Genomic DNA, 13,921 nt, shown 5'->3' with positions numbered 1-13,921 from the left:
TAAGGGTTTGATAATCAGCAACAAATTATATGTTGCAACTGATATTCATTTTATTCAGTATTAAACGCTGTTCCGTACGATTTAGCTATTCAATAATTTTGAGGATTTTGCGTCTAAAAACCAGGTCAAAGTTCCATCAAAAGGATTAATTAGTTGTGCCGGATAGAGGAAGGTATTTTTGTCTGTAACATCGATTACGTGTCTTAACGCTTCAGCTTTCGAATCACCTGTTACCAGGAAAGCAACATTCTTTGCTTTATTGATTAACGGGGCGGTAAAACTGATTCTGAAAGCCGCTAATTTCTCTACATACACAGAGTCTACAGAAGCATCTTGGTTTTTAAGTATTTCCGTCTCCGGAAACAGTGAAGCAGTGTGCGCATCATCACCCATTCCAAGTAAAATAAGATCGAAATTTATATCTGCTCCCTGAAAATGTGTTTCAATACTTTTAATGTAAGCATCGGCAGCCTGCGCTGGCGCTAAAGTAGTATTTACGTAAAAAACCTGCTCAGTAGGGATATTTAGTGGATCTAATAAAGTCTCTCTAGCCATTAAGCCATTGTAATTTTCTAAACCAGGCTCTACATCGCGCTCATCACCGAAAAAGAAAAAGACCTTAGACCAATCAATTCTATCAGCATAAGTGGTTGCAAGTGCATGATACAAAGGTTTTGGTGAGTTTCCTCCTGTCAACACAAAGTTGAAGCAGTCCCGTTCCTCAATAGCCTGATTTCCTATTTTAAAAATATAGTTCGCTAAATCAGCGATTAGCTCTTCATCAGTATGATAAATTAATACGCTCATCTTATCCTTTATTTAATGGAAGTGTAAACCAATGAAATCCATCTCTTGCAATTAATGCTTCAGCATCCTCAGGACCCCATGAATCTGCGGTATAGTTAGGAAAGCTCAATGATTTTTTGCTCTCCCATGAATTTACCACCGGCATCAATAGCTCCCAGGCACTTTCTACCTGGTCTGCACGCATAAATTGTGTCTGATCTCCGGTCATTACATCCAGCAAAAGTGTTTCATATGCTTCCGGTGTATCTGAACTGTAGGTACCTTTGTAATCGAACACCATATCAACTGGATTTAGTACCATATCCAGTCCAGGACGTTTTGCCTGAACCTGTAAACGGATACTCATCTCTGGCTGAATGCTAATGATCAATCTGTTTTGTTGCCAGTGTTCTGTAACAGACCCCGGGAAAATATGGTGTGGAACATCTTTAAACTGAATTGTGATCAGTGATGATGTTTGGAAAAGTCTTTTTCCTGTGCGCACATAAAATGGGATTCCTTGCCACCTCCAGTTATCTACGAAGAATTTGATTGCCGCGAAAGTTTCCGTATTTGAATCTGCGTCTACATCTTTTTCAGAGCGATAACCGGGAACTTCTTTACCTTCAACCCAGCCCTTAGTGTATTGACCTCTAACGGTACTAAAACGGATATCATCTGGACCAAACGGACGCATCGCTTTAAGTACGTCTACTTTTTTGTTCCTGATCTCATCTGCATCAAAGTTGATTGGCGTTTCCATACCCACAAGACAAAGCAGTTGCAGGATATGATTTTGGATCATATCACGAAGTGCACCGGCACCGTCATAATAACCACCGCGGTCGCCAACACCCAGTTGCTCAGTCACGGAGATTTGTACATGGTCAATATATGTTCTGTTCCAAAGCGGTTCCAAAAAGGAGTTTGCGAAACGGAATGCCATAATATTCTGTACTGTTTCTTTACCAAGATAATGATCAATCCTGTAGATCTGTTTCTCGGTGAAAATTCCAGTCAATAACTTGTTCAATTCTTTAGCCGTTTCCAGATCCCTTCCGAAAGGTTTTTCTATAACTACCTTACAGCTTTCTTCTGTACCAGCCAAACCGTATTTAGAAATACATTGCGCAATTAATGGGAACAGATTTGGTGCTACAGCAAGATAATAAACCACCTGTGTAGTCGGTCCAAATTCGTTTTGAAATCTTTCGATCAATGTTTTAAGACTTGCAAACGTATCAGGTGCAGATACATCGACGGGATTATAATGTACATGCTCAGCAAATTTTGTCCACTTATCTTTTTTTACCTTACCATTTCTAGAAAAGCTGTTTACACCTTCCATCAATGTATCGCGGAATTTTTGGTCGGTTAGTTTCTTGCGCGCCGTCCCTATGATGGCAAAATTGCCAGGCATGTAATTGTCACTATACAGATTGTATAGGGCAGGTGCGAGTTTACGCATATTCAAATCACCTGTTCCGCCGAATATGACAACAACAGTTGGTTTAAGATTGATACTTGTTTTCATCTTTTCTATGATTTAATAGGATTCCAGGTGGCATGGAAGATGCCTTCCTCATCTGTACGTTCAAAAGTATGGGCACCAAAGAAATCTCTTTGCGCTTGTGTTAAATTTAATGGAGATTTTTCTGTTCTAAGTGCATCGAAATAGGTTAGAGCGGATGCAAAAGCAGTAACGGAGATCCCGTTTTTAACTGCTGTACTTACTACATTTCGTACACCAGGTAACGTTCCTTTAATTTTGTCCTGTATATTTTTGTCTGAGAACAGATGATTTAAATCAGGCTTTGTTTTATAGGCACTATAAATATCCTGTAACAACTCTGCACGGATAATACATCCACCACGCCATATTTTTGCAATTTCATCCAGCTTTAATTCGTATTCATAACTTTCAGATGCTTGTGTAAGTAGGTGTAGTCCCTGTGCATATGCTACAATCATCGAAAAGTACATCGCATTTTCCAAGTCAGCCTCGAATTGCTCCTGATCTGCTATAGCCTCAGTTTCATGTGTAAAAGCAGCCCCAAGTTCGGTGCGTAGCGTTTTGAATTTTGACAAATCTCTGGTGCTTACAGCTTCGTTGATTGTAGGAATAGGCAACTGCAGTTCCATAGAAACCTGAGAAGTCCACTTTCCTGTGCCTTTTGATTTGGCTTCATCTTTAATCATGTCGATGAGCAAGTTTCCCGTCTTTTCGTCTTTGAATTTAAATACGTCGGCAGTAACCTCCATCAAAAAAGATTGCATCCTCCCAGCGTTCCACTTTGAAAATGTAGCCTCGATCTGCTCATTACTATAACCCAACCCTGTTTTCATAATGGCATAGCTCTCAGCAAGAAGTTCCATCATGGCGTATTCAATACCATTGTGAACCATTTTTACAAAATGACCCGAAGCGCCAGGACCGATATAGGTCACACAGGGCTCGCCATTTACCTTAGCAGAAATGGCTTCAAGCATTTCTTTCATAGCGCTGTAAGCGGCTTTATCACCACCAGGCATCATACTAGGACCAAACCGCGCGCCTTCTTCACCACCGGAGATTCCCATTCCGAAAAAGTGAATACCGGTTTTTAACAGATCTTCGGCTCTGCGACTGGTGTCTGTGAAATGGGAATTTCCGCTGTCAATAATCATATCACCCTTTTCAAGCAAAGGCTGTAACTCAGCGATAACACTATCTACAATCGGACCAGCGGGAACCAGTAACATAACTCTCCGGGGAAGTTCCAGACTCTGGATGAAATCTTCCAGAACAGCAAAACCCTTCAAATCATGCTTTTTCCCATCTTCCTCGAGCTTTTTTAACATCTTTGGATCTTTGTCATAGCCGGTAACATCAAAGCCATGATCTGCCATATTCAGTAATAGATTACGGCCCATTGTTCCAAGGCCTATCATTCCTAAAGTGTATTTTTTCATCCTATATTATTTTATTTTTTTTGGCTGTGTCGTGTACACATGATATCTCTCTTTGGCTGCCCATAATTTTGCGCCGCCCTTGATCCCGTCACGGTTGTTAACAAGCTTCATATTATCTTCCAGTTCGAATTCTATTTCCTTAGCATTTCCTCCACCTATATACAATCTATCATAATTGAATACAGTCTTGTAGATACCTATGATCCGCTCCAATCGATCATTCCAATCTTTTTTGCCAATTTTCTTAAGTGCCTTATCGCCAATATAGTTATCGTAATCTTTGCTCTTTGTCACAGGAAGGTGTGCCAGTTCTAAATGCGGCAACAATTGCCCATCAAAATATTGGGCGGTACCAAAACCTGTGCCCAATGTAATCACAAGCTCGAAACCTTTGCCACTTACTACAGCTAAGCCCTGTTGGTCAGCATCATTGATCAGTCGTACCGGTTTACCAAATAAATCAGCAATCTGCTGGGCAAGGTCAACATCTTTCCATTTGTTGCGGGCCAGATTGGGAGCAGTTTTAACTTTTCCATATTTAACATAACCTGGAAAACCTACAGCAATTCTGTCGAATGTGGCCAGCGTTGCTGCCAACTGTTTAATAACCTCGAGCACCGCAGCGGGAGTAGCGAAAGTTGGAGTAGGCAACTTTGTATATTCTGAAACAACTTCGCCTTCTGAAGTTAAAACACAGGCCTTAATACTACTGCCGCCAATATCTACAGAGAGGATATTGGTCTTTTTTTCTAAATGTTGATTTGCTGGCATATCTGTGGATTAAACTAAAACTTAATCAATTTTTCAAAGGTATTTTTTTTTGTTTATCAGACTTAAAATAAACTGTAATATTAGTGTATTGTTTTTTTACTGCCAATTATTACACGAATCCTACATTAACACTGCTAAAAGCTAGTCAGGCTTATGTTTCCACCTTCTATGACTCCACAGCCAGTAGCGTGGGTCTGACTTGATGATCTGTTCCAGCATACCTACATGTAAGGCAGTGATTTGGGCAGCATCCAATTTTGCTGGCTCCATACATAACGGGATGCATTCCGACTCGTAATAACCCTTCTTCAATACTTTAACTCTAAGGTAAAAAATAGGACGGTTGGTTTTCATGGCAATTTTCTCCATACCCTGGATAATTGCTGTAGGCTGATTCATGAAGATTGTCCAGAAATTAAAGTCGCCTTTCTGTGGAGCCTGATCATTTCCAAAACAAAATACGGTCGGCTGGCTCTTTGTATCAGCAACCGCCCTCAGCGTTTGACGCATTGAAATCATATGGTTGCCAAAGCGGCTGCGGATGCGCGTGAACCAATTGTCAAATACCGGATTGGATAAAGGTTTGTAGATAGGATAATTGGCAGCGCTAATGTGGAGGCCTAATGATAAGGTCCCCCACTCCCAATTTCCATAATGTGCAGAACACAATAATACACTCTGACCATCCTTAAAATAAGCTTCCATTAAATCAATATTCTTAAAGGTAAATCGCTTTTTAACCGCTGCCTTAGACATGGTTGCCATTTTTATAATTTCGACCATTAGATTGGTCAGATAGCGATAATATTGCTTTTCAATTTGAAGAATCTCCGGAGTCGATTTTTCTGGAAATGCGTTCGTCAGATTTTCACGAACTACTCGCTTTCGATAACCGAAAACACGATATAGCAGAAAATATAATAACTTGGCAAGCACATACAAGATCGGTAAAGGCAACAATGAAAGCAGATATAGTAATCCTATCCCAAAATGCGTCATGCTTTTTCTTATCATTTTCCCGGTTTATCGCCGCTAATTTAGGTTATGGTCTCGTATATATTACCATTTATTCCTAATATTACCTGTCCAAATATTTCTTAGCAATGAGCATCCCCTTAAAAATAGCTATTGTTTCTTTATTAATTCTATTACCTTCTGTAAAATCTAACGCACAGATAAAAAAATCACCATCAACAACAGCCCTCCCCAATCTCATCCAGTTTGTGGATCCTTTTATTGGTACTGGTGGCCACGGACATGTTTTTCTAGGTGCCAATGTGCCTTTTGGTGCTGTTCAACTTGGTCCGGTAAACCGCTCTAGCGGTTGGGACTGGTGTTCTGGATATCATTATTCTGATTCTACTATAGTAGGCTTTTCACACACGCATTTGAGTGGTACCGGCATTGGTGATCTGGGTGATATCCTTGTGCTTCCAGTATCGGGTAAAAAGAAATACGCTTTATTTAATCATCATGATGAAGTAGTAGCACCTGGCTATTATTCCGTTTATTTAAGGGATGATAAAATAAAGGTTGAGCTTACTGCATCTGAACGTGTCGGCTTTCATCAATATACTTTTGCGAAGGCCGGCTCTTCGCAAATCAGCTTTAATCTTCAGGCAGGGATAGGATGGGACAGACCTGTGCAAACAGCTATAAAACAGCTAAACGATACGACCTTGGTCGGCTATAGGTATTCAACGGGTTGGGCTGCCGATCAGCGCCTGTTTTTTACAGCTATTTTTTCAAAGAAAATCACAGGCTTCAGCCTTGCCGACTCATCGTCGGTGCTGAATGCCATAGAGGCTACAGGGAAAAAACTCACGGCAACTGCACTCTTTTCTGTTGCTGCTAACGAGCAAGTTAAAATTAAAGTAGGCATATCGCCAGTCAGCATAGAAAATGCTGCTGCCAATATCTTTGCTGAAATTCCACATTGGGATTTCAATCTTACGCTAAACCAGGCAAAAGATAAATGGAATAAAGAACTCGGTAAAGTGATTATAGAAGCGCCAATTAAAACCAAAAGGATATTCTACACTTCACTGTACCATACTATGATTGCACCATCAATCTTTAATGATCACAATGGAGATTATCGCGGCACAGATAAAAACATCTACCATCAACCGGGTTTTACAAATTTAACCACATTTTCTTTATGGGATACCTATAGAGCAGCACATCCATTGCTTACTATACTTCAACCAGAACGTGTCAAGGATGTAATTAATAGTATGCTGGCTATTTATCAGCAACAGGGAAAGCTCCCGGTGTGGCATCTGATGGGAAATGAGACAAACACCATGGTCGGAAATCCGGCAATTATGGTAGTTGGAGATGCTATTCTGAAAGGATTCACAGGTTTCGATAAGACATTGGCCTATGAGGCGATGAAGACAACTGCAATATTGGATGAACGTGGGCTGCGCTATGTGAAAAAATACGGGTACATTCCGGCCGACAGTACCGTAGAGTCGGTCGCGATGGGTTTAGAATATAGTATCGCTGACTGGACTGTTGGACAGGTAGCAAAATATCTTGGGCACGCCGACGATTATCGTTACTTTAATAAGAGAGGTGGGAATTATCAAAATTATTTTGACAAAAAAACCGCCTTTATGAGAGGAAGAGTATCTGATAATCAATGGCGTATGCCTTTTGATCCTTTCCAGTCTATTCATCGTAATGATGATTTCACTGAAGGAAACGCATGGCAATATACGTGGCTGGTGCCTCAGGATGTCGAAGGGTTGATCACGTTAATGGGAGGGAGGCGACCTTTCATAAAAAAATTAGATTCTTTATTTGAAGTTAAAGGGAAACTTGGGGCTGAAGCGTCCCCAGATATCAGCGGATTGATCGGCCAATATGCACATGGGAATGAGCCAAGTCATCATATCACTTACATGTACGCCTATGCTGCTCAGCCCTGGAAAACTGCCACAAAAGTTCGGTATATTATGAATGAACTTTATAGTGATCGTCCCGACGGACTGTCGGGTAATGAGGATGTAGGTCAGATGTCAGCATGGTATGTGTTTTCTGCCTTAGGGTTCTATCCACTTAATCCTGCAAATGGACAATATATTCTTGGAAGTCCCGCTGTTGATAAAGCTACAATCGATCTTCCCGCGGGGAAAAAGTTCAAGATCATTGTTGAAAACAACAACCTGAAGAATTACTACATTCAACAGGTTTTGCTAAACGGCAAATTATATGATAAATCATTTCTACAGCATAAAGATATTGTTGCGGGAGGAAGTCTGGAGATCAAAATGGGCCCTGTTCCTTCAAAAACATGGGGTGTTTCAGTGGGCAGTCTGCCGTTTTCTACAACAAGAAAATAAATTCACAAGCAGGCGGCAAAACAACCTGCTTGTGAAAAACTTATTTTAGGCTGGATTGGATTTCTGTTGCCTTTTTATAATGACCTTCAATTGTTGGCAGCGTCTTGTTTGCAAAAGCGCTAATATCTGAGTCTGAATTTTTGCCGCCTGCTTTAAATAAATCTACTGTTTTAGCATGGTCTGTTACCATCATCCCAATATAATGTTTATCGAAATCTGCGCCAGACATCTTTTTCATTTCATCCAGATGTGCTTGTTCCATTGCCGGTAATGCGGCTGGTAACGTCACAGATTTTTTTTCGGCAATTGCTTTCAATTCATCATTTGCTTTTGAATGGTCTGCTACCATCATCGCCGCAAAATCTTTTACTTGTGCATTACTTGACTTACTCTGCGCAAGTTTTCCCGCTTCTACTTCCATCATACCACCAACAGCAGCTTTTTCCATAAATGCGTTAGCATCCGTAGCCGCAGGATTCATACCTGTAGTATCGGTAGCCGTAGTCGTCTGAGTTATAGTGGTGTCTGTGGTGATAGAATCCGTTCCCGATCCGTCAGTCTTATTCGAATTACAAGCCTGCATGGCCAATACTGCAGCAAAGGTTGCCGCTACCAGAAATTTCTTTTTCATCTTCTTTTGGTTTTAAATGTTTGGTTAGGTTATTACTTATTCTTCGGCACTTTTGCGCCTTCTTTTCTAGCCTCCGACAATCCGATTGCGATTGCCTGCTTTTTGGAGGTCACTTTTTTTCCTGTTCCTGTTTTAAGCTTACCGGCTTTCTTTTCGTGCATAGCCTCTTCAACTTTTTCGCTAGCTTTTTCTGAATACTTTGCCATGATCTTGTTGTTGTTTTTTACTTATAACACACACCTTTAATTGTTGTTTTCTGAATTTTTATTTGATGCTTCAAGCCTCTTTTAAGTAATCTCATCTGATCTAACTCTAAAAACACTACTTTAGTTCTATGATTCGTAACATGATATTTAAGACTCCATTATTTATTATTCTATTAATCTGCGGAGGGTTTGCTTCAGCACAGGATACGTCATTTACCACCTATAGCGCCTTTAAAAAAGCACTTAAGATGTACCCTGATATAAAAATAGTTCCTGAATTTGTGTCACCCAACGTTAAGGAAGAACGTAATCTTACCTATTGTACGATTGGAGATCGAGAGCTTAAATTAGATGCTTTTTATCCTGTTCACAAGGGTGCAAAAGATGCTCCTGCTATTCTAATTATCCATGGTGGTGGCTGGCGCAGCGGCAACAGGACTCAACATATTCCATTAGCACAGCATCTTGCAGCATTAGGATATGCCAGCTTTACAGTCGGGTACCGCCTTTCGGAAGAAGCTTTATATCCTGCAGGCATCGTAGATGTGAAGTCTGCGTTACGATGGGTTAGAAAAAATCATAAACGATTCAAATTGAATCCGGATAAAATCACGGTCTTAGGTTTCTCGGCAGGTGGGCAGATGGCCGTACTCGCCGGAGTGACTGCAGGACACGCTGAATTCAATCTGGCATGTTCAACCAATGTATCCGATCAGGTACAGGCTATTATTGATCTCGACGGAACGTTGTCATTTGTTCATCCTGAAAGCGGTGAGGGCGACGATTCAAAAAAGCCTTCCGCAGCCACACTCTGGTTTGGTGCAAGTAAAGTTGACAATCCTGCCTTGTGGAACGCTGCGTCACCTCTAACTTATGCAGGTAAAAATACACCGCCTATTTTATTTATCAATAGTTCTGTCGACCGTATGCACGCGGGGCGCAACGACTTCATCAAAAAGTTGGATGAGGCAAACGTGTATGCTGAAGTGCATACTTTTCCTGATTCACCGCACGCTTTTTGCCTTTTCGATCCCTGGTTTACGCCAACAGTGAATTATATTGACGCTTTTCTAAAGAAAATATTCAAATAGATACTAAATCCCTGCATCAAGTGCCTCATCTTCAGCTTTAGAATCAATAGGCTTAACGTTATGAAAGTCTTCTGACGAACTTCCAGTGCCATCTTGATTGCCTGCTATGGGCTTATTGCCTGTTCCAGTATAACCGTCGTCCTTCAGTGAATCATACCCCTGAGTTCCTGTATTATCAAATCCATCGCGTGGCCCTTCTGGAAGATTCGGGTTTCTGAGCTCGTCTTTTGGTGTTGTGTCTTTATTAATTTCCATTACTTTAATGTTTCAGGCTATAACAGTCATACTTGCTCTGGGTTTTATTTATTGAATATTAAACGTTATAGCTACGCTTTTATGTTTAATTAATTACCTTAGAGACTAAATCACACTAAAACACAACTATGCAGTTTTTTGCTTTTCTCGCTACCTTTCTGTTGCTATTACGTATCAGGAAAGGACTAAGATTTAGTATTTTCTATCCAAAATGGAAAACAATGCTTCATTTGGCGATTCTGGTATGTGTAGTCTTGTTTTTCGTTTCGGAAAGTCTCTTTCATGATACGTTGAATGTGTTTCTTGGAAGTTTTGTGTTGTTGGGCCTTTTGCAGTATATTAAAAAGGAGCCCGACTTTAAACCGCAGACACCCTTTATAAACGCACATTATCCACTGGTGGGAGTGGGAATCTTAATGGGGCTTACTAAAGTAGTTGCCTCGGATTTTTACCATCAATACAGCAACTATTTTCAACTCGTTTATTTCGGATGTTTCATTTGGATCTTCGCACGTATGGCAACATCCAAAAAACAAGAAGAGGAACTGAGAATCATCGGTCAGCGTAAAACGGAGCTGGAAATGCTTGTGTCAGAACGAACGATGGAAATCACCAGACAGAAAGATGAACTACAGGAAACAGTAAAAGAGCTTCAAGCTACTCAGGCACAACTTATTCAACAGGAAAAGCTTGCCTCTCTTGGAGAACTCACCGCAGGCATTGCCCATGAAATTCAAAACCCTTTAAACTTTGTGAATAATTTTGCTGAGGTTAGTGCAGAACTAATCGACGAAATGGCAGAAGAAATTGCTAAAGGAGATACGGAAGAGGTACTAGCTATCGCTGCAGATATTAAACAGAACCTCGAGAAAATCAGGCATCATGGTCAACGTGCGGATGGAATCGTAAAAGGAATGCTGCAGCACAGTCGTGCCAGTAATGACGCTAAGGAACCAACAGATATCAACAATCTAGCCAGCGAATATCTGCGCTTGGCTTACCATGGTTTAAGGGCAAAGGATAAATCTTTCAATGCCGAGCTTGTTACTAATTTCCAGGAAGACATGCCGAAAGTGGATGTGTTTGCCCAGGATATTGGCAGGGTAATGCTGAATTTGTTTACCAACGCATTTTATGCAGTTCAACAAAAACAAAAGAAGGGAATCTCCGACTATAAACCTACAGTTACAATAACGACGGCTACAAAAGGCAAACTGTTGGAAATTAAGGTGCGTGATAATGGAATAGGAATTCCTGAGTCTATAAAAGATAAGATCATGCAGCCGTTTTTCACTACCAAACCTACTGGTGAAGGTACAGGCCTTGGTCTTTCGCTAAGCTTTGATATTGTCGTCAAAACGCACGGAGGGAAAATTGATATTCAAACACAGGAAGGTGAATTTACTGAATTTACCTTGTCTGTGCCTGTATAATCCAGCTCCTTTTAACTACCTTATTTATTTAATTTTAACAATATTTAAACAGTATATTTGAACTGGGATAATTGTTAAATTTTTTAATGGGCGCTAGAAAAGCCATGCTCGTGCTCCTTGCACAGCTCTGTTTATGCTTCAACATTAGTCTGGCAACAGCGGGGGATCTACATGTAAATCAGGCTGGTATAATGGATCTCCGTGGACACTCTTTTAGCTCTGATATTCCTCTAAATGGAACCTGGCTTTTTAGCTGGCATCAGTTGCTTAACCCAAAATTGCAATATATCGGTGGTATCCCTGTTAATTTTCCGGCAAAATGGACCGACCTAAAACTAAACGGCAAAAAGCTGCCATCATTTGGCTACGCTACCTATAGGCTCAAAGTGCTGTTGCCAAAATCTAAACAAGCGTTGCGCATCGCGATGCCCGAGGTATACACAGCCTACGAACTTTTTATAAACGGGAATCAGGTTGCCTCAAATGGAGTGGTAACAACCTCAGAAAAGGGGTTCGTTCCTTATGCGGAATACAGGGCAGTCGATATCCCGGTAGGTACTGATTCGCTCTACATGGTTTTGCAGATTGCCAATTTTGCCCACAGTAAGGGGGGGATCAAGAAAAACATCACAATAGGTCCCACAGAACTAATGTCGCTTAAACGAAATCGGGCAGAAGGTATCGACTTGATTTTGGGAGGATGTTTAATTATGGGCGGACTATTTTTCCTTGGTTTATATCTGATGGGAAGTCGGGATAAAGCTATTTTGCTATTCGCGATTTACTCCATCATTTATAGTTACCGTATCATAGGGATAGATAACTATGTGTTGCATACCATGATCCCAAATATCAGTTGGTACTTCACCATCAGATTGGAATATTTTACACTGTTTTTTGGTATCGGTTTATTTAGTTTATATACTAGATACTTGTACCCTCAAGAAGTAAAAGAGCGTCAGGTGCTCGCTTTGTGTGCTTGTTGTTTTTGCTTCGCTACAATAACCTTGGTTTTTAGCCCTTATTATTTCACTCAGCTCATCAACCCCTTTTTGGTCGTTATGGCTGCCTGTCTCATTTACATTCCCTACGTATACATCAGGGCTTTTCGGAAAAGAAGGCCTGGTGCAATTTATACCTTGATGAGTTCTGTAGCCCTGGTCATTCTTTTCGCTATCGCGCTGTTGCACTACTGGGAAATTACACCTGCACTTCAATTGCTCAGCTTTATATGTTATCTCGCATTTTTCTTCTTGCAGTCTCTTGTACTTTCTCACAGGGTATCTTTTAAATTAGGTACAGCTAAAAGAGAAGCTGAGGAAGGATTGAAAGTTAAAAGCGAATTTTTAAGTACGATGAGTCATGAAATTCGAACTCCACTTAATGCCGTAATTGGGATGAGTCATCTTTTGCTGAAAAATAATCCCCGCAAAGATCAACAGGAACAACTTGATGTGATGTTGTTTTCGGCAAATAACCTGCTGGCAATTGTAAATGATATCCTCGATTATAACAAGATCGAAGCTGGAAAAATCGTTTTTGAACGGATAGAGATGGATATTACCGCTATTACACGAAATATCGTTTCCGGCTTAAGAAGCACCGCACAGGACAAGAATATTGAACTACGGTTGAAAATTGATCCGCTATTGAAAAATAAGATCATGGGAGATCCCACTAGGATTTCACAAGTCATCACGAACCTGGTGCATAACGCAATCAAATTCACTGAGCGTGGATCTGTTGAAGTCGGAGTGGAAGTTAGAATGCAATCTGAAAAAACCACGACGCTTTACCTATATGTAAAAGATACAGGCATCGGTATTTCGCAGGCCAACCAAAAGCGGGTATTTGAAAGGTTTACGCAAGCGGATTCATCAACATCCAGAGGCTTTGGAGGAACCGGCCTGGGCCTTGCAATTTCGAAACGTATTTTAGAGCTTCAGGAAAGTGATTTGCACTTGATCAGTGAGCCCAATGAAGGGTCTCTTTTTTATTTTTTCCTTACTTTTGATAAAGGGACATCCGCGATTAATGAAAAGAAACAATCAGTTTTGCCGCTCGAGTCTGATCAGCCACTGGCCGGCGTTTCTATTTTATTGGTGGAAGATAACATGATGAATGTGCTGGTTGCTCAGCGGTATCTGGAGCGTTGGGGTGCAGAAATTGATGTGGCCTATAATGGATTAGAAGCACTGCATAAACTCAATCTGGATAAACACCAGCTGGTGCTGATTGATCTTAATATGCCTGTGATGGATGGTTACGAAGCTGCCACCCGTATGCGTGCAGATGGCGTAGTTATTCCAATATTAGCATTAACAGCTAATCTTCCAGAAGAAATACGTGATAGGGTTTATGAAGCCGGAATAAATGATTTTGTGTTAAAGCCGTTCCTGCCGGATGAGCTCTACCGGAAGGTGATGCATGCTGTATTTAAATAGCA

Annotated in this window: 12 protein-coding genes; 4 read left to right on the top strand and 8 right to left on the bottom strand. The window is 40.8% G+C overall.

What is annotated here, in order from left to right; all coding sequences use genetic code 11:
* Window positions 1–81: 81 nt before the first annotated feature.
* The 5 genes from pgl to CLV32_RS02920 all read right to left on the bottom strand — a co-directional run bounded on the left by pgl (window position 82) and on the right by CLV32_RS02920 (window position 5,523).
* Window positions 82–807, bottom strand: coding sequence for a 6-phosphogluconolactonase (pgl, locus tag CLV32_RS02940; protein ID WP_133552219.1), 726 nt, complete (start codon window positions 805–807; stop codon window positions 82–84).
* 1 nt (window position 808) lies between these two features.
* Entirely contained in the window at window positions 809–2,320 is a 1,512-nt protein-coding gene (gene zwf / locus CLV32_RS02935) for a glucose-6-phosphate dehydrogenase (RefSeq protein WP_133552217.1), read from the bottom strand.
* Between the two features lie 5 nt (window positions 2,321–2,325).
* Window positions 2,326–3,738 (bottom strand): NADP-dependent phosphogluconate dehydrogenase, encoded by a 1,413-nt coding sequence (gene gndA / locus CLV32_RS02930; RefSeq protein ID WP_133552215.1) that lies wholly within the window; start codon window positions 3,736–3,738, stop codon window positions 2,326–2,328.
* Between the two features lie 6 nt (window positions 3,739–3,744).
* Complete coding sequence (locus CLV32_RS02925) at window positions 3,745–4,509, bottom strand: ROK family protein (RefSeq protein ID WP_133552213.1); 765 nt, start codon at window positions 4,507–4,509, stop codon at window positions 3,745–3,747.
* A gap of 141 nt (window positions 4,510–4,650) precedes the next feature.
* Entirely contained in the window at window positions 4,651–5,523 is an 873-nt protein-coding gene (locus CLV32_RS02920) for a lysophospholipid acyltransferase family protein (protein WP_133552211.1), read from the bottom strand.
* A gap of 89 nt (window positions 5,524–5,612) precedes the next feature.
* On the opposite strand from CLV32_RS02920, the gene CLV32_RS02915 reads away from it, so the two are divergent.
* Window positions 5,613–7,859 carry a GH92 family glycosyl hydrolase gene (locus CLV32_RS02915; RefSeq protein ID WP_133552209.1) on the top strand — a complete coding sequence of 749 codons (2,247 nt, stop codon included), beginning with the start codon at window positions 5,613–5,615 and terminating at the stop codon, window positions 7,857–7,859.
* Between the two features lie 40 nt (window positions 7,860–7,899).
* Here CLV32_RS02915 and CLV32_RS02910 read toward each other — a convergent pair whose 3' ends face one another.
* A complete protein-coding gene (locus CLV32_RS02910; RefSeq protein ID WP_208110938.1) occupies window positions 7,900–8,490 on the bottom strand; it encodes a DUF4142 domain-containing protein in 591 nt (196 codons plus the stop codon).
* 32 nt (window positions 8,491–8,522) lie between these two features.
* Window positions 8,523–8,696, bottom strand: a complete 174-nt coding sequence (locus CLV32_RS23040; RefSeq protein ID WP_166641866.1) for a DUF6496 domain-containing protein — start codon at window positions 8,694–8,696, stop codon at window positions 8,523–8,525.
* Window positions 8,697–8,836: 140 nt separating this feature from the next.
* Here CLV32_RS23040 and CLV32_RS02905 point away from each other — a divergent pair, with 140 nt between their 5' ends.
* Window positions 8,837–9,787 (top strand): alpha/beta hydrolase, encoded by a 951-nt coding sequence (locus CLV32_RS02905; RefSeq protein ID WP_208110937.1) that lies wholly within the window; start codon window positions 8,837–8,839, stop codon window positions 9,785–9,787.
* A gap of 3 nt (window positions 9,788–9,790) precedes the next feature.
* Here the strand turns inward: CLV32_RS02905 and CLV32_RS02900 are convergent, their stop codons facing one another.
* Window positions 9,791–10,042, bottom strand: a complete 252-nt coding sequence (locus CLV32_RS02900) for a hypothetical protein (RefSeq protein WP_133552205.1) — start codon at window positions 10,040–10,042, stop codon at window positions 9,791–9,793.
* 128 nt (window positions 10,043–10,170) lie between these two features.
* Here CLV32_RS02900 and CLV32_RS02895 point away from each other — a divergent pair, with 128 nt between their 5' ends.
* Window positions 10,171–11,475: a sensor histidine kinase gene (locus tag CLV32_RS02895; RefSeq protein WP_133552203.1), complete on the top strand. Its 1,305-nt coding sequence runs from the start codon at window positions 10,171–10,173 to the stop codon at window positions 11,473–11,475.
* An 86-nt stretch (window positions 11,476–11,561) separates the two neighbouring features.
* Window positions 11,562–13,919 carry an ATP-binding protein gene (locus CLV32_RS02890; RefSeq protein ID WP_243732223.1) on the top strand — a complete coding sequence of 786 codons (2,358 nt, stop codon included), beginning with the start codon at window positions 11,562–11,564 and terminating at the stop codon, window positions 13,917–13,919.
* The last annotated feature ends 2 nt before the right edge of the window (window positions 13,920–13,921 follow it).

Origin of the sequence: Pedobacter duraquae, from assembly GCF_004362245.1 — a bacterium.
Taxonomy (GTDB): Bacteria; Bacteroidota; Bacteroidia; order Sphingobacteriales; family Sphingobacteriaceae; genus Pedobacter; species Pedobacter duraquae.
Note: the sequence above shows the minus strand (reverse complement) of the source record. Positions and strands in the feature narration are given on the sequence as shown.